The 19,528-nt window shown below is 68.0% G+C and carries 20 protein-coding genes; 11 read left to right on the forward strand and 9 right to left on the reverse strand.

What is annotated here, in order from left to right:
• Positions 1 to 55: 55 nt before the first annotated feature.
• The 3 genes from ACIPVK_RS18055 to tmk form a co-directional block, all read right to left on the reverse strand.
• Positions 56 to 1,612, reverse strand: a complete 1,557-nt coding sequence (locus ACIPVK_RS18055) for an alpha/beta hydrolase (RefSeq protein WP_407613364.1) — start codon at positions 1,610 to 1,612, stop codon at positions 56 to 58.
• 71 nt (positions 1,613 to 1,683) lie between these two features.
• Positions 1,684 to 2,832 carry a DNA polymerase III subunit delta' gene (locus ACIPVK_RS18060; RefSeq protein ID WP_407613365.1) on the reverse strand — a complete coding sequence of 383 codons (1,149 nt, stop codon included), beginning with the start codon at positions 2,830 to 2,832 and terminating at the stop codon, positions 1,684 to 1,686.
• 1 nt (position 2,833) lies between these two features.
• Positions 2,834 to 3,547: a dTMP kinase gene (gene tmk / locus ACIPVK_RS18065; RefSeq protein ID WP_407613366.1), complete on the reverse strand. Its 714-nt coding sequence runs from the start codon at positions 3,545 to 3,547 to the stop codon at positions 2,834 to 2,836.
• A 65-nt stretch (positions 3,548 to 3,612) separates the two neighbouring features.
• Here tmk and ACIPVK_RS18070 point away from each other — a divergent pair, with 65 nt between their 5' ends.
• Together ACIPVK_RS18070 and ACIPVK_RS18075 are read left to right on the forward strand one after the other, a co-directional pair.
• The gene (locus tag ACIPVK_RS18070) at positions 3,613 to 4,758 is read left to right on the forward strand and encodes a trans-sulfuration enzyme family protein (RefSeq protein WP_407613367.1); all 1,146 of its coding nucleotides are present in this window, start codon (positions 3,613 to 3,615) and stop codon (positions 4,756 to 4,758) included.
• Between the two features lie 9 nt (positions 4,759 to 4,767).
• Positions 4,768 to 5,070, forward strand: coding sequence for a DUF2516 family protein (locus ACIPVK_RS18075; RefSeq protein WP_407613368.1), 303 nt, complete (start codon positions 4,768 to 4,770; stop codon positions 5,068 to 5,070).
• Positions 5,071 to 5,197: 127 nt separating this feature from the next.
• Here the strand turns inward: ACIPVK_RS18075 and ACIPVK_RS18080 are convergent, their stop codons facing one another.
• From ACIPVK_RS18080 to ACIPVK_RS18090, 3 genes are all read right to left on the reverse strand, one after another.
• Complete coding sequence (locus tag ACIPVK_RS18080) at positions 5,198 to 6,850, reverse strand: DUF5671 domain-containing protein (protein ID WP_407613369.1); 1,653 nt, start codon at positions 6,848 to 6,850, stop codon at positions 5,198 to 5,200.
• A complete protein-coding gene (locus tag ACIPVK_RS18085; protein ID WP_407613370.1) occupies positions 6,847 to 7,314 on the reverse strand; it encodes a hypothetical protein in 468 nt (155 codons plus the stop codon). The genes ACIPVK_RS18080 and ACIPVK_RS18085 overlap by 4 nt, the downstream gene beginning before the upstream one ends.
• A 66-nt stretch (positions 7,315 to 7,380) precedes the next feature.
• Complete coding sequence (locus ACIPVK_RS18090; protein WP_407613371.1) at positions 7,381 to 8,238, reverse strand: class I SAM-dependent methyltransferase; 858 nt, start codon at positions 8,236 to 8,238, stop codon at positions 7,381 to 7,383.
• 86 nt (positions 8,239 to 8,324) lie between these two features.
• Here ACIPVK_RS18090 and ACIPVK_RS18095 point away from each other — a divergent pair, with 86 nt between their 5' ends.
• Together ACIPVK_RS18095 and ACIPVK_RS18100 are read left to right on the forward strand one after the other, a co-directional pair.
• Positions 8,325 to 9,068, forward strand: a complete 744-nt coding sequence (locus ACIPVK_RS18095) for a phosphoglyceromutase (RefSeq protein WP_407613372.1) — start codon at positions 8,325 to 8,327, stop codon at positions 9,066 to 9,068.
• A gap of 306 nt (positions 9,069 to 9,374) precedes the next feature.
• Positions 9,375 to 9,677, forward strand: a complete 303-nt coding sequence (locus tag ACIPVK_RS18100) for a DUF4193 domain-containing protein (protein ID WP_071214863.1) — start codon at positions 9,375 to 9,377, stop codon at positions 9,675 to 9,677.
• 244 nt (positions 9,678 to 9,921) lie between these two features.
• Here ACIPVK_RS18100 and phoU read toward each other — a convergent pair whose 3' ends face one another.
• Complete coding sequence (phoU, locus tag ACIPVK_RS18105; RefSeq protein ID WP_407613373.1) at positions 9,922 to 10,581, reverse strand: phosphate signaling complex protein PhoU; 660 nt, start codon at positions 10,579 to 10,581, stop codon at positions 9,922 to 9,924.
• Positions 10,582 to 10,761: 180 nt separating this feature from the next.
• On the opposite strand from phoU, the gene ACIPVK_RS18110 reads away from it, so the two are divergent.
• Together ACIPVK_RS18110 and ACIPVK_RS18115 are read left to right on the forward strand one after the other, a co-directional pair.
• Positions 10,762 to 11,979 (forward strand): sensor histidine kinase, encoded by a 1,218-nt coding sequence (locus tag ACIPVK_RS18110; RefSeq protein ID WP_407613374.1) that lies wholly within the window; start codon positions 10,762 to 10,764, stop codon positions 11,977 to 11,979.
• Positions 11,976 to 12,656 (forward strand): response regulator, encoded by a 681-nt coding sequence (locus tag ACIPVK_RS18115; RefSeq protein ID WP_407613375.1) that lies wholly within the window; start codon positions 11,976 to 11,978, stop codon positions 12,654 to 12,656. Before ACIPVK_RS18110 ends, ACIPVK_RS18115 begins: the two co-directional genes overlap by 4 nt.
• 215 nt (positions 12,657 to 12,871) lie before the next feature.
• Here ACIPVK_RS18115 and ACIPVK_RS18120 read toward each other — a convergent pair whose 3' ends face one another.
• Positions 12,872 to 13,399 (reverse strand): hypothetical protein, encoded by a 528-nt coding sequence (locus ACIPVK_RS18120; protein WP_407613376.1) that lies wholly within the window; start codon positions 13,397 to 13,399, stop codon positions 12,872 to 12,874.
• 312 nt (positions 13,400 to 13,711) lie between these two features.
• On the opposite strand from ACIPVK_RS18120, the gene ACIPVK_RS18125 reads away from it, so the two are divergent.
• The 5 genes from ACIPVK_RS18125 to ACIPVK_RS18145 all read left to right on the forward strand — a co-directional run bounded on the left by ACIPVK_RS18125 (position 13,712) and on the right by ACIPVK_RS18145 (position 19,242).
• The gene (locus ACIPVK_RS18125) at positions 13,712 to 14,194 is read left to right on the forward strand and encodes a CarD family transcriptional regulator (protein WP_105551679.1); all 483 of its coding nucleotides are present in this window, start codon (positions 13,712 to 13,714) and stop codon (positions 14,192 to 14,194) included.
• A 142-nt stretch (positions 14,195 to 14,336) separates the two neighbouring features.
• Positions 14,337 to 15,608: a 2-C-methyl-D-erythritol 4-phosphate cytidylyltransferase gene (gene ispD / locus ACIPVK_RS18130; protein ID WP_407613377.1), complete on the forward strand. Its 1,272-nt coding sequence runs from the start codon at positions 14,337 to 14,339 to the stop codon at positions 15,606 to 15,608.
• 54 nt (positions 15,609 to 15,662) lie between these two features.
• On the forward strand, positions 15,663 to 17,132 hold the full coding sequence (cysS, locus tag ACIPVK_RS18135) for a cysteine--tRNA ligase (RefSeq protein WP_407613378.1): 1,470 nt from the start codon (positions 15,663 to 15,665) through the stop codon (positions 17,130 to 17,132).
• A 105-nt stretch (positions 17,133 to 17,237) separates the two neighbouring features.
• Complete coding sequence (gene rlmB, locus ACIPVK_RS18140) at positions 17,238 to 18,239, forward strand: 23S rRNA (guanosine(2251)-2'-O)-methyltransferase RlmB (RefSeq protein ID WP_407613379.1); 1,002 nt, start codon at positions 17,238 to 17,240, stop codon at positions 18,237 to 18,239.
• A 247-nt stretch (positions 18,240 to 18,486) separates the two neighbouring features.
• A complete protein-coding gene (locus tag ACIPVK_RS18145; protein ID WP_407613380.1) occupies positions 18,487 to 19,242 on the forward strand; it encodes a GlgB N-terminal domain-containing protein in 756 nt (251 codons plus the stop codon).
• Positions 19,243 to 19,279: 37 nt separating this feature from the next.
• On the opposite strand, the gene ACIPVK_RS18150 is transcribed toward ACIPVK_RS18145, so the two are convergent.
• Positions 19,280 to 19,528: hypothetical protein (locus ACIPVK_RS18150; RefSeq protein ID WP_407613381.1), on the reverse strand; the 249-nt coding region annotated here is incomplete at its 5' end.

A 19,528-nucleotide genomic window follows, 5' to 3' on the forward strand; every position in this document is an offset into this window, starting at 1 on the left:
AACACTTTATAGGAATCTGTCCTCGGTGGTCAAAACGACGCGATGAAATCGTTCCTCAGCAGGTCAATCCGTCGGCCGGGACCGTGCCGTCAAGGAAGTAGGATTCCACGGCGTCGGCGATGCAGCCGTTGGAGCGACCGTAGGCGGTGTGCCCGTGGCCCTCAAAGGTCACCAGCGAGGCGGAGGAAAGCTGCTCGGCCAGTGCCTGGCTCCAGGCATAGGGGGTGGCGGGGTCCCCGGTTGTGCCGATGACCACGATCGGCGCGGCGCCCTCGGCCGTGAGTTTTCCCGGCTTTCCGGTGGCGGGGTGCTTCCAGTCCTGGCAGCCCACCGCACCGTAGGCCAGGTACTTGCCGATGGTCGGGGCCGCCTGGACCAGGTCCCGGGCCCCGGCACGCATCGTCGCGACATCGGCGTCCATGGGGTAGTCAAGGCAGTTGACGGCGGAGAAGGCCGCGGTGCCGTTGCCGGTGTAGCTGCCGTCGGGCTCGCGCCCGGCGGTGAGGTCGGCGAAGTACTGGATGTCATCGACGTTCCCGGCCATCACGTTGCGCAGGGCCTCGGTGAGCATGGGCCACGTGGAATTGTCGTAGAGCGGGACGATGAATCCGTTGACGAAGTCGATGATCGGCACGCTGCGGCCGTCGCTGCCGACCAGGGGCTGCGCCTCCACCTCGGCAAGGAGGCCGCGCAGCTGGCCCAGGGCGTCCTCGAGCTCGCCGGTGAACGGGCAGTCGCCCGAGTCCAGGCAATCCTGCATGTACGCGCGGATCTCGTTCTCGAACCCGATGGCCTGGCCCATGGTGATCTCGTCGTTGTCCAGCGTCGGGTCAAGCGCCCCGTCAAGCACCATGCGGCCGACGTTCCGGGGGAAGAGCTGGGCATAGTTGGCGCCCAGTGCCGTGCCGTAGGAGTACCCCAGGTAGTTCAGCTTCAGGTCCCCGAGCACCGCGCGCATCACGTCCAGGTCGCGGGCGGCGGAAACGGTGTCGACGAAGCCCAGCGCGGCACCGGTGCGCTCTGCACACAGCGCCGCATACTCGGCGCTCGCCTCGCGCATTTGCTCCAGCCCGGCGTCGGTGCTCGGGTCGAACTGCTCGGTGCGTCCCGCGTCCTGTTCGGCCGGCGTCTCGCACTTGACCGGAGTGGAGGAACCGACCCCGCGCGGGTCAAAGCCGATGATGTCGAAGCCGTCCTGCAGTTCCTTGCCGAACATGTTCGGGACCGCCTCGCGGACGGTTTCCAGGCCGGAGGCACCCGGGCCGCCGGGGTTCACCAGCAGCGATCCGGCGGCGTCCTTGTTGCCGGGGCGTTTGTTCAGCGCCAGGGTCAGGGTGTCCCCGGACGGCTTGGCGTAGTCCATGGGAACGCTCAGCTCGGTGCACAACAGCGCCCCTCCGCAGGATTTCCAGTCCAGGTCCTGCGTGTAGAACTTTTCCAGGCCCGCCGGGATCGCGGTCCGTGGCCCGGCCTTGGCGCTGTCCGGTGCCGTGGCCGCCGGTGTCGACTCGATGGCCGGGGCCGGGGCGGTCGCCGTGGAGCAGGCGCCCAGCAGCAGGGCCACGGAGCCCAGCGCGGCAAGCACGGACAGGTGGCGGCGGGGTGCTTTCATGCGGGATTCAGGCTCCTTGGGGGCGAAATGCGAAAGGTGGAAAGACCAGGGGGCGCCCACCCGGCGGTGGGCTATTTGGCCGGACGCAGGGTGACCATCATGGCCTCGATGGCCAGCAGCGGGGCGACATTGGCGCCGATGCGCGCCCGTGCCTCGGCGATCGCATCGATCTTCGCCACGGTGGCCTCGGGCCGCGAGGCGTTGGCATAGGCATGCAGCGGGTCGGCCAGGTAGTCGTTGACCAGCTCGGTGGAGGCGTTCAGCTGCAGCATCAACACGTCGCGGAAGAACGTGGTCATGTCGATCAGCGAACGGTCCAGCGCATCGTGGGTGGCACGCCGGGCCCGGCGCTTCGCGTTTTCCTCCAGCGCCTTGAACGCGCTGCGCTGCTGGGGCGGCACCGGGGCGTCGGCCTCCAGGCCCAGCGCGGTGCGCAGCGCCGCGGCCTCGGACTCGGCGCGTTCGCTCGCGGACGCGGTGGCCTCCGCGGTGGAAAGCTCCACCAGCTCGGCCGCGGCCATCACGGCGTCGGAGACGGTGCGGATGCGCAGCGGCAGGCGCACCGTGGTGTCGCGGCGGCGACGCGCGTCCGGGTCGCGGGCCAGGCGCCGGGCGATGCCGATGTGCGACTGGGAGATCCGTGCGGCAAACTCGGCCTGCTCCGCGGAGAGCCCGTCGCGGCGCACCAGCAGCTCCGCCACCGACTCGCGGGTGGGAACGGCCAGGGACACCGAGCGGCAGCGCGAGCGGATGGTCACCAAAACGTCGGCCGGGGAGGGGGCGCAGAGGATCCAGACGGTGTGCGGGGGCGGCTCCTCGATGGACTTGAGCAGCACGTTGGTGGTGCGCTCGGTCATCCGGTCCGCGTCCTCCACGATGATCACGCGCCAGGGCGCGGTGGATGGCCGGTCCTGGGCCTTGGTGATCAGTGTCCGGACGTCCTCGATCTGGTAGTTGACCTTCTCGGTGGCAATCATTGCGACATCCGGGTGCGTCCCGGCAAGCACCGTCACGCAGGCCTTGCAGCTCCCGCAGCCGCGCGCCGCGGCATCGGGCTGCTGGCATTGCAGGGCCGCGGCAAAGGCGCGGGCCGCGTTGGAGCGCCCGGAGCCCGGAGGGCCGGTGAACAGCCAGGCGTGCGCCGGGTTGCCCTCGAACACCGCGCGGCGCAGCGCGGTGATGGCCTTCTCCTGCCCCGGCAGGTCGTCCCAGACCTCCACGCTAGGCCCCCGGCCGTTCGAGCAGCGAGGCGACGGCGTCGGCGATGGAGGAGGCCAGCGACTGGACCCCGGTGGCGGCATCCAGGACCAGGTAGCGGCCCGGCTCGCGGGAAGCGAAGTGCACGAAGGCGTCGCGGATGCGGGAGTGGAACTCGTCGGGTTCGGACTCGAGGCGGTCCTCGGCCACCGGCTGTCCGTCGGCGCCCACGGTGCGCCGGGAGCGGCCGTCGGCCGGCGTCACGTCCAGCAGCACCGTCAGGTCCGGGACCAGCCCGCCGGTGGCGAAGTCGTTGATGGAGCGCACCGCATCCTCGCCCAGCTCCCGGCCGATGCCCTGGTAGGCCAGGGAGGAGTCGACGTAGCGGTCGCAGACGACCATGGTGCCCGCGGCCAGGGCGGGGCGGATGACCTGTTCGACGTGGGCGGCGCGGGCCGCGGCATACATCAGGGCCTCGGTGCGCGCATCGACGGTGCCCTGTCCGTGGTCAAGGACCAGGGAACGCAGCTTCTCGCCGATCGGGGTGCCGCCGGGCTCGCGGGTGTGCAGCACGGTGTGGCCGTTTTGGCGCAGGTCCTGGACCAGCAGGGCGGCCTGCGTGGATTTTCCGGCACCGTCACCGCCCTCGAAGACGATGAAGCGGCCTGCGTTGACGGGGTTTGGCTGCGCGTTGCTCACGCCTTCTAGCCTATCCGCACCGGGCCCCTGTCGGCTCATCGGCCGGGCGTCGGCGCGCGTCACCGTCTGGGGCGCGGGCCGGGCCAGGGAGTAACCTAAAAACCATGACCCGCCCAGAATCCGCGCCGTGGGCCCCGGACACCGTTGTGGTGTCCGCCGGACGCCCGCCGCATGCAGTTGACCAGCCCGTGAACCCGCCCATCGTGCTCTCCTCCACCTTCCACTCGCTGGGGGAGCCGGGGGCCGGGGAGAAGGTCTACGGACGCTTCACCAACCCCACCTGGGACCCGCTGGAAGAGACCATCGCCCAACTCGAGGACTGCGAACTCCCGGCCCTGGCCTACGCCTCGGGCATGGCCGCGGTGGCGGCGGCGCTCTCGCTGCTGCCGGTCGGCGGCACCCTGGTGATCCCGTCCCACGCCTACAACGGCTCGCTCTCGCTGGTCGCCGAGCTCGAGGCCACCCTCGGGCTCACGGTGCGCCGCGTGGACTTGGCCGACACCGACGCCACCCTGGCCGCCCTCGACGGGGCCGACATGGCCTGGCTGGAATCGCCCACCAACCCGATGCTCGAGGTCGCGGACCTGCCGGTGCTGCTGGCCGCCGCGCGCGAGGCCGGGGTGCTCACGGTGGTGGACAACACCTTCTCCACCCCGCTGCGCCAGCGCCCGTTGCAGCAGGGCGCCGACGTGGTGGTGCACTCGGCCACCAAGTACATGGGCGGGCACTCGGACGTGGTCCTGGGCGCAGTGGTGACCCGCAACCCCGATCTGCATTCCCGCCTGCACTCCATGCGGACCCTGCACGGGGCGATTCCCGGGCCCTTCGAGGCCTGGCTGACGCTGCGCGGCATCCGGACCATGGCCCTGCGCCTGGACAAGGCCGAGGCCAACGCCATGGAACTGGCCAAGCGCCTGGCCGAACACCCGGCCATCTCCAAGGTGCGCTACCCCGGCCTGCCGCAGGACCCCGGGCACGCGCGTGCCGCCGCCCAGCTGGACGGCTTCGGGGCCATCGTGGGCATCGAGATCGCCGGCGGCGCCGAAGCCGCCGATGCGATGCTCGCGAAGCTGCTGCTGTGGACCCCCGCCACGTCCCTGGGCGGGGTCGAGTCCCTGGCCGAGCGGCGCCGGCGCCACCCGGGCGAACCGGGCACGGTCCCGGAGAACCTGGTGCGCCTGAGCGTGGGCATCGAAAATGTCGAGGACTTGCACGCCGACCTGGCCGCGGCGCTGGGCGAACGCGGCTAAGCTGAATCCATGAACCTAGCCCACTTGTTCGAGTACTATCTGCTGCTCGCGCTCGGCGTCCTGGCCGCAGTGCTTGCCCTGCTGGCGCTCATTGACGCCGTGCGGCACCCGGCGGCCAACTACCTGCGCGAAAACAAGCGCAGCAAGCCGTTCTGGATGGGGATGACGGCGGCCGCGACCCTGGTCTGCGTGCTCTCGGTGCTCTCCGGGGGCGGCGGCGGGATCTTCCAGCTCATCGGCGCCTGCATCGCCTGCGTGTACCTGGCCGACGTCAAGCCGGCGGTCTCCGGCAAGGGCGGCTACTCCTACTAGGCGCTATCCGGCGCACCTTGGCCGGCCACGCAACCCGAATCGCGGTCCCCGCTTCCCGCCCCCGCAAGGGGTGCCGGACGAGGGGGCCGCGATTCGCGTTTGGGTGCGGGAGGCGGTGCCCCGGGGGCTACGCCCGGCGGTGCGGATCGTCCGCCAGCTCGATGGCCTCGAGGCGGTCGTCGGGTCCGGCCAGCAGCAGCACGCGCTGCGCCGCGATGCCCTCCAACTCCCGGACCAGCTGTTCGGGGGAGAAGACCCCGTCCGGTTCGCCGTGGCGCCGCAGCACCGTGACGGTGGCGCCGGTGTGCGCATGGATCGCCGCGGCAAGTTCGTCGGCATCCGCGCCGGCCACCAGCAGCACCTCCCCGATCCCGCGCTCGGCCGCCGGCTCGGCCGGCGGGGGCGCCGACGCGCGCGCGTGCCGCCAGAGCGCGAAGTGGTATCCGGCCACCAGCCCGGTGGCCACCAGAAGGCCCAGGGGTGCGCGGACGCGTTCGAGCAGGCCCGAACCGCCGGCCTCGCCCAGCATGGATTCGAAGAGCCGGAAGCCGATGACCAGCAACGTCACCAGGGCGACCACCGCGCTGATCCCGAAGACCAGGACCAGGTAGATCCGCCGCCCTTGCGGGTCCGCCGGGCGGGTCGGCTGCCAGGTGAACCACCACAGCGGCCCGCCGATGGCCAGCGAGCTGAGGCCGGCGAGCAGGAGCTCGGTCGCATCGGTGCCGCCCAGCCGGGTGCTGCCCGTGGCCAGGGCGGCGTTGACGATGACGCCGATGCCCGAGGCGGCCGCGGCGAGCGCGATCCCGGAGATCGCCAGTGATGCAGCGGCGGGGACCGGGACCGGCCGGTTCCCTGCTTCCCGCGCGTGGTAGAGCCAGGACAGTGCGCCAAGCAGCGCGGCGGCCAGGGCCTCGGGCGCCGGTTCCAGCAGCACGGGCACCGGGTCGGTGCGATCCAGGCCCAGGCGCAGCAGCACGAAGAGCAGGACCCCGGCCCCGCCCAGGGCCAGGATCGCGGACCCGGCGACGCCGAGGACAACCAGCCCGACCGCGGCCAGCCTGGTGTGCAGGGCGCGGGCGCCCTCGCGGACCCAGTGCCACCACCAGATCAGGACCCCGCCGGCCGCCCACACCAGCAGCCCGAGGGCGGCGCGCCACCAGGGAGCCCCGATGGCCGCCAACTCCGCGTCGGTCGCGGTCGCCTGCTCGAAGAGCACGGCCAGCGCGCCGATGCCGGCGCCCAGGCCGATCACCAGCCCCAGGGCGGTGCCCAGCACGTGCGGGACCTTCGCCAAGGCCACCGGGCCGCGGCTTTGGTGGCGCAGGATCCACCGGTGCCACACCCAGACGCCCGCCCAGGCCAGGCCCTGGGCCAGGGAGGAGCCCCAGGAGCCGGTGTCCCCGCCCGCCGCCGCGGCGAGCGCACCGATGCCGAAGCTGGTCGCGGTGATAAGGGATGTCACGTACATGGCCGAGACGTAGATGCCCCAGGCGGTGGCGCGGCGTTCGGCCGGATCGGCCAACAACCGCCACGAGGCCCAGAAGACCACGGCGGCCAGCGGCCCGCCGACCAGGGTCAGGGCCAGGACAAGGGCCAGCGACGAGGAATCGTCGAACGCGATCGTGTCGGACGCGGTGAACAACCTGCCCAGCAGCCCTCCCACGCCGGATGCGGCGAGGCAGACCAAGGCGAAGAGGAGGACAAAGAGGATGAGGCGGCGCAGCGTGCCCAGCGCGGGGGCCGTGGTGCGGCCTGCAGCCGCGTCGGTTGGGCTCACGGCGCGATCTCCGTATCCGGGCAGACGAGCAGGGGCCACGGCGCGCTGGAGATCAGCCATCTGCCCCCGACAAGGGACAGATCGAAGGATTCCTCGCTGGCGTATTCGGGGCTGCCGAAGGGCCCTCCGACATTGGTGTAGGAAATCGAAACCACGACGTCGGCGGTGCTTTCGCGCTGGGTCGTGGACACCAGCGCGACCCGGATGTTCCGTTCGGGGGCCACGGACTCGAACCCCTTGCACCGGGCGTCCGCCGCGGGCGCGAGGAAGTCGGCGGCGGCGGCCTCGTCGCCCCCGATGACGGCGGTGACATAGCCCTGCACCACCCCGGCGGGGGTGGAGGAATCGAGCGGTTTCGGTGCGCCCCGGGTGAGCACAACGACCACCGACACGAGCACGAGTGCGGCAATCACGCCAAGCAACAGGACCAGTGGCCTCCCGGGCCGTCCAACACCTTTGACCATGGATTCATTATGGGGCCGCCGGGGTCCGTTTACACCCCTGGCTGGGCAGGCAAAATCCCGGGCTGGCTAGTTGAGTTCCGCCAGGGCCAAGGCTCCGGTGCGCGGGGCCACGGCCTCCCATTTCACCGTCAGCTCGCCCAAGCGCCAGCGGGCCGCCGAATCGCAGATCGGCCAGCCGGATTCTCGCAGGGCGCGGCACATCGCCACGAAGCGCTGTTTGTTGCCGAAGGAGGCCAGCGGGGCGGCGGAAAGCCACGCGGCGTCGGCCGCGGCGAGGAAGTCGTGGATGCGTTCGCCGGCGATGTTGCGGTGGATCAGCGCCTTGGGCAGGCGTTCGGCGACATCGGAGGGGCGGGTGAAGGCGCCGAAGCGCAGGGAGATGCTCAGGGTCTGGGGGCCGTCCTTGGTCACGGCGACCCAGGAACTGCGCCGGCCGATCTCGTCGCATGTGCCCTCGATGAGCACGCCGTGCTCGGTCAGCCGCCCGGCCATGGTGTCCCAGATGCCGGGCACGTCGGCCTCGTCGTATTGGCGCAGCACGTTGAAGGCGCGGATCACGGTGGCCTTGGAATCTATGGGGATCTCGAACCCGCCCAGGCGGAAGTCCAGGCCGTCCATGTCCAGGGCGGCGCCGCGGGCCACGCGTTCGGGCTCGATCTCGATGCCCACGACCCGGGCCAGGGGGGATACGGAACGCACGCGGTCGAAGAACTCGACGGCCGTGGCCGGGGACGCACCATAGCCAAGATCCACCGCAATGGGCGGGGCCCCGGTGGTTCCGGGACGCAGGCGCCAGGCCTGGGGGCCCGTCATCCAGCGGTCCACGCGGCGCATGCGGTTGGGATTGGTCGTCCCGCGGGTGGTATTGCCCAGCGGGCGACCGGTCCGCGACCGTCCGCCGAGCCGAGTCGCTTTCTGAACCATTGCTTCAAGACTAAAGTGTCGCGCCCCGCGCGCGGAACACGTCACGGAATAAAGTAAGGCACTTCACGCGTCCTAGAATGGGAACCATGACTTACACCCTGATCCTGCTGCGCCACGGGCAAAGCGAGTGGAACGAAAAGAACCTGTTCACCGGTTGGTACGACGTCACGCTCACCGAGCAGGGCCGCGCCGAGGCAACCCGCGGAGGCAAGCTGCTCACCGAGGCCAAGCTGGCCCCGGCCGTGCTGCACACCTCGCTGCTCAAGCGCGCCATCGTCACCGCCAACCTGGCCCTGGAGGCCGCGGACCTGTCCTGGATCCCGGTCAAGCGCAGCTGGCGCCTGAACGAACGCCACTACGGCGCGCTGCAGGGCAAGGACAAGGCCGCGACCCTGGCCGAGTACGGCGAGGACCAGTTCATGGAATGGCGCCGGAGCTACGACACCCCGCCGCCGCCGCTGGCCGACGACTCCGAGTTCAGCCAAATCAACGACCCGCGCTATGCGAACCTGGGCGACGACGCACCGCGCACCGAGTGCCTCAAGGACGTCCTGGACCGCATGCTTCCGTACTGGGAAGACGAGATCAAGCCGGACCTGGCCGCGCACAAGACCGTCCTGGTCACCGCGCACGGCAACTCCCTGCGCGCCCTGGTCAAGCACCTGGACCACATCAGCGACGAGGACATCGCCGGACTCAACATCCCCACCGGCATCCCGCTGGTGTACGAACTGAACGAGGACTTCACCCCGGTCACCCGCGGCGGACAGTACCTTGACGCCGACGCCGCGGCGGACGCCATCAAGGCCGTGGCCAACCAGGGCCGCTAGGCCCCACGGCACCCGCCCCCCAGGGGGAAATTCGGGGCCGCGTTCCCAAGCCCGGCGGGCCTGTGGACGCGGCCCCGTTTTGCGTGGTGCCCGCCGCTCGCGCGGCGGATTCCGCCGGCCGGCGCACCGGCGGGCCCACTGTGTCCCGGGCCATTGAAATGCCGCCGTCCGGGCCGCCGGGAACATGCGACTGGTCACAAAATGTGCGCGGGGGGCGTAAAAAGAAGAATTGGGACTTGCGCACACGGGTTCATGCTGTACTGTGTCGTCTCGACGTACCCCTGAATCACGTAAGGATTGCATTTCGTGGCAACTGATTATGACGAGGTCCGGCCAGACGTAGCCGAGGCCCGTAAGGCCTCCCTTGAAGCGGTCAAGTCCGCAAACGCCCCCGACGCACGCAGCGTCTCCCGGGACCTGGACGAGGAAGACACCTCGGACGGTGTCGAGCTGGCGGGTGCCGACCTGTCGAACGAGGAACTGACGGTCACCGTCGTTCCGCAGAAGGAAGACGAGTTCCTCTGTGGCTCCTGCTTCCTGATCCGCCATCGCACGCTGCTGGCGCGCGAGGCAAACGGCGTGGCTTACTGCCGCGACTGCGAGGGCTAGGGCACACCCACCCACCCCAGCGCCTGGAACGACTGCCGCTGCATCATTTTCCCCAAGCCGTGCGCCCAACCCCCGAAGACATCACGTCCTCGATGGGAAGGCGCCCGCGAGGGGACAGGTGTGGCGGTTTGGCGTTTAACGCGACCCGGTGCATGCGAAAAAACGCGATGGGCCCGCCGTGTGGCGGGCCCATCGCGTGTGGCGGCACCGGCGGAAGGCCGCGGCGCCGCAAGAAGCGTGCTGTCTAGAAGACGCTGATGTCCGGATCCCATTCGCCGGTGACCAGGTAGGAGACCTTGCGGGCGACCGATACCCCGTGGTCGCCAAAGCGTTCCAGGTAGCGGCTGGTCAGCGTGACATCGGCGGTCGTCGGCCCGGAGTGCGCCCACTCGGGTGCGGCGACGGCCTTGAAGATGGAGACGTGCAGCTCGTCGATCTTGGCGTTCAGGTCGATGATTTCCCTCGCGATGGCCAGGTCGCGGGTGTCCAGCAGTTCGCCGACCTTGCCGGCGATCGCGATGTCGAGTTCCGCCATGGCCTTGAAGGTGGGGGCGATGGACTCGGGGACCACCTGCTGCGGGAAGCGCAGGCGGGCCAGCTGGGCCACGTGGCGGGCCAGGTCGCCCATGCGCTCCAGCGAGGCGCTCATGCGCAGCGAGCCGACGATCATGCGCAGGTCCGAGGCCACCGGGCCCTGGAGCGCCAGCACGTCGATGGCGCGTTCGTCCAGCTGGTTCTGCAGGAAGTCGATCTTGGCGTCCTCGGCAATGACTTCCTGGGCCAACTCGATATCCGCATTCGTAAACGACTCATAGGCGCGTTCCATGGCCGTGGCCACCAAACGGGACATCTCGATGAGCTCTTCTCCGATTTGCTGCAGATCGGCCTGGAAAACCTTACGCACGCGGGCGTCCTTTCACTACGACGTGTCACCGTGTCCGGCACGGACGACGGAACTGTTCATGTCCATTGTTACAGCACCAGATGAATCGCCCGGGCGTACAAGGTGAACGTTTCGTGAATGAGTCGCGCCATTGTCGGTTTGGCACGGGCGGGCCAGCGATCCCCGGTTAGGCTAGGAGGCGTGAATGACGTCTTGCTATCCCTTGTTGCGGGCCTCGTCGGGTTGGCCCTGGGCATTGTGGGCATCATGGCGTACCGCGGCTCCATGCGCTCCCGCGGCGGACTGCCGGTGGTCGGCGAGCCGATGCTGCCCGAGGGTTCCGCCGAAGTGCTCTCGGTCATCGGCCGCGCCTTTGTCATCCTCGACGAGGTCGACGGGGTGGTGCGTGCCAACCCCGCCTCCTATGCCTACGGGCTGGTGCGCGGCCACACGCTCATCCACGAGCAATTGCGCACCCTGGCCCGCAAGGTCCGCGCCGACGGGGTCATTGCCGAGCGCGAGTTCGAGCTGCCGCGCGGCACCATGGGCGCGGCAAGCGTCATCATCCATGTGCGCGTGGCCCCGCTGGGCGAGGAATACATCCTGCTGCTGGCCGACGACCGCACCGAGATCACCCGCACCGCCGCGGTCCGCAACGACTTCGTGGCCAACGTGTCCCACGAGCTGAAGACCCCCGTCGGGGCGATCTCGCTGCTCGCCGAGGCCATTGACGGCGCCGCGGACGACGAGACGGCCGTGCGCCGCTTCACCGCCCGGCTGCACAAGGAATCCGCCCGCCTGGCCGCACTGGTCCAGGACATCATCGAGCTCTCCCGGCTGCAGGGCACCGACGTGGTGCTGGCCGGCGAATCCATCGACCTCAACGAGGTGCTGGCCGAAGCGGTGGACCGCAACAAGCTGCCGGCGGAGGAAAAGCGCATCAAGATCTCAGTCGGCGGAACCGTGGAACAGGCGGTGTTCGGCGACAGGGACCTGCTGATGACCGCGCTGCGCAACCTCATCGACAATGCCATCCGCTATTCGCCGGAGGACACCACGGTGGGCGTCGGGCTGCGCGAGCGCGACGGCCTGATCCAGGTTTCCGTCACCGACCAGGGTCCCGGCATCGCCCCGGAAGAGCAGGACCGGATCTTTGAACGTTTCTACCGCATCGATGCGGCACGCTCCCGCCACACCGGCGGCACGGGCCTGGGCCTGAGCATCGTCAAGCACGTCGTGGCCAACCACGGCGGCGAAATCACCCTGTGGTCCCAGCCCGGACAGGGCTCGACCTTCACGGTGCGCCTGCCGATGCTCGAGGACTCCGGCGAACAAGACAAGTCGCTTCCCGCGTGGAACGAGCCCAAACAAGACACGGCCCACGCGCCTGGCGCGCTGCCGGAAGGAGGACGGGGATGACCCGTATTTTGCTGGTTGAGGACGAGGAATCGCTTTCGGATCCGTTGACCTACCTGCTGGAAAAGGAGGGCTTCGAGGTCCGCGTCGCCGACAACGGGTTGGATGCGGTCACCGCGTTCGAGCGCCACGGCGCCGACCTGGTGCTGCTGGACCTGATGCTTCCGGGCCAGCCCGGCACCGAGGTGTTCCGCCAGATCCGCACGGTGTCCCAGGTGCCGGTGATCATGCTGACGGCCAAGGACTCGGAAATCGACAAGGTCGTCGGCCTGGAGCTGGGCGCCGACGACTATGTCACCAAGCCCTACTCCTCCAGGGAACTGGTCGCCCGCATCCGTGCGGTGCTGCGCCGCCAGGGCGAGGGCGACGAGTTGGTGTCCAACATCGTGGCCGCCGGCCCGGTGCGCATGGACGTGGAACGCCACGTGGTCTCGGTGCGCAGCTCCGAGGTGCCGATGCCGCTGAAGGAATTCGAGCTGCTGGAAATGCTCCTGCGCAATGCGGGCCGGGTACTGACCCGCGGGCAGCTGATCGACAGGGTCTGGGGCTCGGACTACGTGGGGGACACCAAGACGCTGGACGTGCACGTGAAGCGGCTGCGTTCGAAGATCGAACCGGAGCCGGCGACCCCGGTGCACCTGGTCACGGTGCGCGGGCTGGGGTACAAGTTCGAGGCATAGCGGCGGCCGCCCGAGGGCAACATCGCAACGGGCCCGCGGGGCGTCGGGAATGACGCGACGCGGGCCCGTTTTTTGCGATCCGGGTGCGGAGGTCCCGCAGGCGAAGGTGCGGGTCGATGCCGCACGAGCGAAGGCGATGGGCCCGGAAGAACTCTCCGGGCCCATCGCCTTCGCTTTTTTGGTCTTTCCGTCGACGCCTCGGCGTCGAAGCCGCCTTAGTGTGCGGCCGGCTTCTCGGACGGGGTCAGGTGCTCAAGGCCCTTCGGGTCAAAGCCGCCCGGGACGTATTCGCGGTATTCCTCGAGGGTTCCGTCAACCACCGGGATGCCGACATCCTGGGAGCCCGAGCCGACGGCCAGGGTGGCCTTGGCTTGTGCGCCGGGCAGCACGCCGGCGGAGGGCACGGTCTTCTCATTCTCGGGCTTTTCGAGGTTCAAGACGCTCTTGGCGGGGACCTTGATGCTGACCGAACCGGACGCAAGCGTCAGGTCCAGGGTCGCGGGCTTGTCGGTGGAGTTGACCACGGAGCCGATCAGGCGGGCCTTGTCGGTGGCGCTCTTGGTGACGAGCATCAGGTTGCGGACTTCAAGTGCGCCGACGTTCAGGACGATTCCGTCGGATGCGGCGTACTGGAACGTCGTTGCCTGCTCGTTGATGGCACCACAGCTGGTGACGCCAAGGGACAACATGGCCAGGGCTGCTGCGGCAACGACGCGGCGTCCACGGTTCTTCTGTGCGGTCATCACGGCACAAACTCCTCAATCAGGTTCGAGTTCGGGTGAGCACGTGGGCACACGGGATACACCCGAGGGAGCCACTCTCGACCCCTAGCCTAATGGGTTTTGCCGCGAATGTATGATTCGGCCACCGGCGTAAGTGTCATCAATGCGCTGATCACAGCCCCGAAACAACCCGAAATGAGTGCTTTGCATAGCAGGAGATCGGCCGCTTGGGAAGACCCAAAACCCCGCCATTGCAAGGGAGTAGGGGAGCCCTCCGAATCAATTTGCCAAACAATCGTGGTAAACTAGGTAGTGGGAAAGGGGTTTATCCACATGGTTTTTGAGGTTGGCGAGACAGTTGTCTACCCGCACCACGGTGCAGCAATGATCGAAGAGATCAAGATGCGCACCATCAAGGGCGAAGAGAAGATGTATCTCAAGCTTAAGGTTGCCCAGGGTGATCTGACCATCGAGGTTCCGGCAGAAAATGTCGATCTCGTTGGTGTGCGCGATGTAGTTGGTCAGGAGGGCTTGGATCACGTCTTCGATGTGTTGCGGGCCGAGTTTACAGAAGAGCCTACCAACTGGTCACGCCGTTACAAGGCGAATCTGGAAAAGCTTGCTTCCGGCGACGTCATCAAGGTTGCAGAGGTCGTTCGCGACCTGTGGCGCCGCGATAACGACCGCGGCCTTTCCGCAGGCGAAAAGCGCATGCTTGCAAAGGCCCGCCAGATCCTGATCAGTGAATTGGCCTTGGCCAAGAAGCTGGACGAGGAAAAGGCCGAGAGCGTGCTCGACGAGGTTTTGGCCTCCTAGCAGCCACGAGTTCTATTTGGTTTTGACCCCGGTGGGGGTCCGAAACACCGCAAGGCGTTTCGGACCCCCACCGGCATTTAACCCTCCCGCCCGGCTCCGGAGAATCGGCGGGCCGGTGCGGAACACCGCTAGGCTTGAGGGCGTGAGTGCCCCAACTTCGTTTAGCGCGCAAGAGATCCACCAGACCGCGATCATTGTGGTCGCCGCAGGGTCCGGGACCCGGCTGGGTTACGGCATCCCCAAGGCGCTGGTGCCGCTGGGCGGCCGATCGTTGCTGGAACACGCGCTGGACCAAATCCAACTGGCCGGCTGCGCAGCCCAGGTCATTGCCGTGCTGCCGGCGGGCGAAGAGGAGCTTGCCTCCCGCGCGGCCAACCATCCGCTGCGCCCGCGCCGTGTGAGCGGGGGAGCGACGCGCAACGACTCGGTGCGCGCCGGACTCGCGGCGCTGGAACCGGGGACCGAACGCGTCCTGATCCACGATGCGGCCCGCGCCCTGACCCCGCCGGAAGTCTTCCGCCAGGTGGCGGCCGCACTGGTTGCCGGGTCGCGGGCGGTGATTCCGGTGTTGCCGGTGGTGGACACCATCAAGCAGGTGGCCACCGATCCGGGCCGGGAGCAGCCGCACGTCACCGGCACCCCGGCACGCGAGATGCTGCGTGCGGTGCAAACCCCGCAGGGCTTCCACGCACCCACCTTGTTGGCGGCACACCAACGCGCCGCCGGGTGGGAACGGTCCGAAGCCGAGGCAGTCACCGACGACGCCATGCTCATGGAAATGCTGGGGGAGCGCGTGGACACGGTCCCCGGAGCAGCCGCGGCCCTGAAGATCACCACCAAACCCGACCTGGCCCTGGCCGAAACCATGCTGCCGCCACACCCCGTGAAGGAAACCCCCATGACCAGGCCCAACGGTGAGAACCCGGCCCCGCTGATCCCGCGCACCGGCATCGGCATCGATGTGCACGCCGTCGCCGACGCTTCCGAGCCGCGCCCCATGTGGCTGGCCGGGCTGCACTTCCCCGAGGACCAGGGCCTCTCCGGCCACTCGGACGGGGACGCGGTCGCCCACGCCGCCTGCGACGCGCTCTTCTCCGCCGCCGGCATCGGGGACCTGGGCACGCACTTCGGCACCGACCGACCCGAATATGCAGGGGCCCCCGGCACCACCCTGCTGGCCGAGGCCGCACGCCTGGTGCGCGCAGCCGGATTCGAGATCGGCAACGTCGCCGTGCAATTCGTCGGCCGGCGCCCCAAGTTCGCGGCCCGCCGGGTGGAGGCCGATGCCGTGCTGAGCAAGGCCGCCGGTGCCCCCGTCAGCGTCACGGCCACCACCTCCGACGGACTGGGCTACGAGGGGACGGGCGCAGGAGTCACCGCCTATGCGACCGCGCTGGTGTATTCGGTTCGCTGAAAAACGCCGAACGCGGCGCACCGGCTGTTTGACCGCCTCGGATAACCTGTACTGGTGAGCATCCGTTTTTACGACACCAAGCAGGCAGCGACCCGGGACTTCGTTCCCCTGACCGAGGGCAAGGTCGGGCTGTACTACTGCGGCGCCACCGTCCAGGGCATGCCGCACGTGGGACACGTGCGCAGCGCCATCGCCTTCGACATCCTCACCCGCTGGCTGGAAAACCGCGGCTTCGAGGTCACCGTGGTCCGCAACGTGACGGATATCGACGACAAGATCTTGGAGAAGTCGGCAGCCTCCTTCGCCGAGGACTTCGAGGAAAACGAAGACTACTTCGCCAATGAGCCGTGGTTCGCCCTGGCCTACCGCTTCGAGCAGGAATTCGCCTCGGCCTACGACACCCTCGGGGTGCGCCGTCCGACCTATGAACCGCGCGCCACCGGCCACATCCCGGAGATGCACCAGCTCATCAACCAACTCATCGAGGCGGGCCACGCCTATCCGGCGCTGGACGGTTCGGGCGACGTGTACTTCGACGTGCGTTCCTTCCCGGCCTACGGCACCCTGACCCACCAGAACGTCGACGACATGCAGGGCGCCCCGGATGCCGATCCGCGCGGGAAGAAGGACCCCCGCGACTTCGCCCTGTGGAAGGGCCAGAAGGACACCGACCCGGCCTCTGCATCCTGGCCCAGCCCCTGGGGCACCGGCCGCCCGGGCTGGCACCTGGAATGCTCGGCCATGGTCACCAAGTACCTGGGCACCGCCTTTGACATCCACGGCGGCGGCCTGGACCTGCGCTTCCCGCACCACGAGAACGAGATGGCGCAGTCCATGGCCGCCGGCCACGACTTCGCCAACTTCTGGATGCACAACGGCATGGTCACCTACGAGGGCGAAAAGATGTCCAAGTCCATCGGCAACACCATTGCCCCGGCCGAAATGCTGGAAATGGCAAGCCCCCGGGCCGTGCGCTACTTCCTGGGCCAGGCGCACTACCGCTCCCAGCTGGACTACCGCCCCGATTCCCTCGCCGAGGCCACGTCCGCGGTCGAGCGGATCGACACCTTCGTGGCCAACGCCCTGGACCGCATCCACGGCGTGGGTCCCACCGAGGACTTCTCGATCGACATGCACCACTTCGAGGTGACCGAGGCCTTCGCCAATGCCATGAACGATGACCTCAACGTGCCACAGGCGCTGGCGTCGCTGCATGAGACGGTTCGCCGCGGCAACACCGCGCTGGCGGCCGGCGACCTGGCGGCGGCCGACGAAGCCATGCAGCAGGTCATGGCCATGACCTACACGCTGGGCCTGGACGACACCGTCGAGGCGGGCGGCTCGGCCGACGCCGCGCAGTCCGCCGCACTGGCGGTCCTCGTCGACGCGCAATTGGCAGACCGGGCGGCCGCCCGCGAGGCCAAGGACTGGGCCCGCTCGGACGCCATCCGCGACACCCTGGCCAAGGCCGGAATCGTCGTGGAGGATTCGGCGGACGGCGCCCGCTGGAGCCTGAAAGCGTAAGTTGCCACACAAAGGGCGAGGAATATGCGTTCCTTGTCGCTAAAATAGGCGGGGCGGTGAGTGAAATCGCCGTGCCGTCCGCCCCGATCCAAGGAATACACCATCATGTCTGCTGCACAGAAGCGTTCCGGCGCCATACGCAAGAGCAAGAAGGGCCCCTCCGTCGGAACCGGCGGATATGGCCGCAAGGCGCTTGAGGGCAAGGGCCCCACGCCCAAGGCGGAGGACCGCCCGTACCACAAGGCCTTCAAGAACAAGGAGCTAGCCGAACGCTCCGCGGCAAAGCGCGGTACGTCCAAGGGCGGCCCCGCATCCCGCGGCCGCAGCACCGGCGGACGCTCGAAGAACAGCGAAGAGCTGGTGACCGGACGCAACTCGGTCGTCGAGGCACTGCGCGCCGGCATCCCGGCCAAGGCGCTGCACGTGGCCATCCGCATCGACATGGACGAGCGCGTGCGCGATTCCCTGAAGATTGCCGCCGAACGCGGCATCCCCGTGATGGAAACCGGCAAGCCGGAACTTGACCGGATGACCGACGAGGCGATCCACCAGGGCCTAGTCCTGCAGATCCCGCCCTACGACTACGCGGATGCTCTGGAAACCGTCAAGGCCACCCTTTCCAAGCACCGGAAGGGGTACATCAAGAACGCCCCGCTCTTCATTGCGCTGGACGGCATCACCGACCCCCGCAACCTCGGCGCGATCATCCGTTCGGCCTCGGCCTTCAACGCCCACGCCGTCATTGTTCCCGAGCGCCGCTCGGTGGGCATGACCGCCTCGGCCTGGAAGACCAGTGCCGGTGCAGCCGTGCGCGTGCCTGTCACCCGTGCCCCCAACCTGACCTCCACGCTCAAGGGCATGAAGGAAGCAGGCGTGTTCGTCGTCGGCCTGGACGGTGACGGTGATGTCTCGCTTCCGGATCTCGGCTTGGCCACCGAGCCGTTGTGCATCGTGGTGGGTTCCGAAGGCAAGGGCCTGTCCCGCCTGGTTCGCGAGAACTGCGACTCGATCGTCTCGATCCCGATCAACTCCTCCATGGAGTCCCTGAACGCATCGATGGCCGTGGGCATCACGCTTTACGAGGTTTCGCGCAAGCGCAGCGCATAAGGAACCTGCGTGCATCGGGCACCGCCCGGAAGGCACTAGAGTTTCATGAAAGTGGTTCGACGTTTCTGGCAAGGATTCGTCGGACCACTTTTTTCGTTAACGACTGTCCCGCGGGGCCCGGTCCGCCACCGGGCTGACTATTCCCAAGCCTGCCGATTCTCGATAGCGTGAGCTGCATCGGAACGCCGGTGCCGGAAGGCAACACGGGGCACCCCGGTGCGATGCAACGAGGGGGATGGAGAAAGCCATGGGTCCAACACAGCTCGAAGCCGATGACTATGCGCCGCACAGCCTTGAGGAATCACTCGGAGCGCCTTTGCATGTGCGCCCGGAAATCCTCGAGGCAGTTGAACGCGGCGAAGACAAATTCCCGCATGCGGTTCTCGGACCCCACCTGAACGTCCTGGGGCATGTGTGCGTCCGAACGCTGCAACGCGATGCCCTGGCTGTCAACATCCTGACCGCTGCGGACACCGTGCCCATGATTCGCGAGCACGGCGATATCTGGGTGGGATTGATCGAGTCCAAGGACATCGGCCGGGTGCCCGACTACCGGATCCAACGCATAGAGCGAGCTGGAGTCCGCGTGATCGATGATCCGTACCGGCACACCCCGCGGCTGGGAGAGTTGGAACTCCATCGCCTCCGGACCGGTGGTCCGCAAGTACAGGAACAGTTGCTGGGTGCACATCCGCAGCACTACTCCTCACCAATGGGGGATGTGGAAGGCACTGGTTTCGTCGTCCGGCAGGAGGAGGCGGTAGCCGTGCGGGTTTGCGGCGACTTCAATATCTGGAACGGTTCTGCCCACGCCATGCGCCAGCTTGGGCATAGCGGTATCTGGGAAATCTTTGTCCCCGGCGTTGCAATCGGATCCAAATACCGTTTCGAATACTTGGAGCCCACCGGAACATGGGTCGAGTACTCGGACCCCGTCGGCCACTATTCGACCGAGGACCCCGACACAGTGTGCCTTGTCCAACCGGAGGGCTTTGAGGCCTAGAATTTCTGGTCCATTCCAGGGTTTCCATTCCCTTTCATTACACGGTAATTTCTATGGGCCAGGTCACAGGAAGCATTTCGCGGTAGTTTTTCGATTTTTCGCCCCCAGCAGGATCGAAATTCCGCGTGTTCCCGGGGATCCTGGTGTGCGGGATGCGCAGGTACCCGCGGTTTGGACTTTCCGGCGGGATGCGCGTAGAGTTGTTTCTCGCACCGAGCACCGCAACGTAGCCCGAAAGGGTGAAACGCGAAGCCGATTGCAAAGAATTCCAAATGAACTTCGGAAG

Source organism: Paeniglutamicibacter sp. MACA_103 (genome assembly GCF_045798555.1).
Lineage (GTDB): Bacteria > Actinomycetota > Actinomycetes > Actinomycetales > Micrococcaceae > Paeniglutamicibacter.

What these genes read in the sequence shown, in the direction of transcription:
- ACIPVK_RS18055 (WP_407613364.1), bottom strand. Translation starts at nt 1,612, where the DNA reads ATGAAAGCACCCCGCCGCCACCTGTCCGTGCTTGCCGCGCTGGGCTCC.
- tmk (WP_407613366.1), bottom strand. Translation starts at nt 3,547, where the DNA reads ATGAGCCGACAGGGGCCCGGTGCGGATAGGCTAGAAGGCGTGAGCAAC.
- ACIPVK_RS18070 (WP_407613367.1), top strand. Translation starts at nt 3,613, where the DNA reads ATGACCCGCCCAGAATCCGCGCCGTGGGCCCCGGACACCGTTGTGGTG.
- ACIPVK_RS18075 (WP_407613368.1), top strand. Translation starts at nt 4,768, where the DNA reads ATGAACCTAGCCCACTTGTTCGAGTACTATCTGCTGCTCGCGCTCGGC.
- ACIPVK_RS18085 (WP_407613370.1), bottom strand. Translation starts at nt 7,314, where the DNA reads ATGGTCAAAGGTGTTGGACGGCCCGGGAGGCCACTGGTCCTGTTGCTT.
- ACIPVK_RS18090 (WP_407613371.1), bottom strand. Translation starts at nt 8,238, where the DNA reads ATGGTTCAGAAAGCGACTCGGCTCGGCGGACGGTCGCGGACCGGTCGC.
- ACIPVK_RS18095 (WP_407613372.1), top strand. Translation starts at nt 8,325, where the DNA reads ATGACTTACACCCTGATCCTGCTGCGCCACGGGCAAAGCGAGTGGAAC.
- ACIPVK_RS18115 (WP_407613375.1), top strand. Translation starts at nt 11,976, where the DNA reads ATGACCCGTATTTTGCTGGTTGAGGACGAGGAATCGCTTTCGGATCCG.
- ACIPVK_RS18120 (WP_407613376.1), bottom strand. Translation starts at nt 13,399, where the DNA reads ATGACCGCACAGAAGAACCGTGGACGCCGCGTCGTTGCCGCAGCAGCC.
- ACIPVK_RS18125 (WP_105551679.1), top strand. Translation starts at nt 13,712, where the DNA reads ATGGTTTTTGAGGTTGGCGAGACAGTTGTCTACCCGCACCACGGTGCA.
- rlmB (WP_407613379.1), top strand. Translation starts at nt 17,238, where the DNA reads ATGTCTGCTGCACAGAAGCGTTCCGGCGCCATACGCAAGAGCAAGAAG.
- ACIPVK_RS18145 (WP_407613380.1), top strand. Translation starts at nt 18,487, where the DNA reads ATGGGTCCAACACAGCTCGAAGCCGATGACTATGCGCCGCACAGCCTT.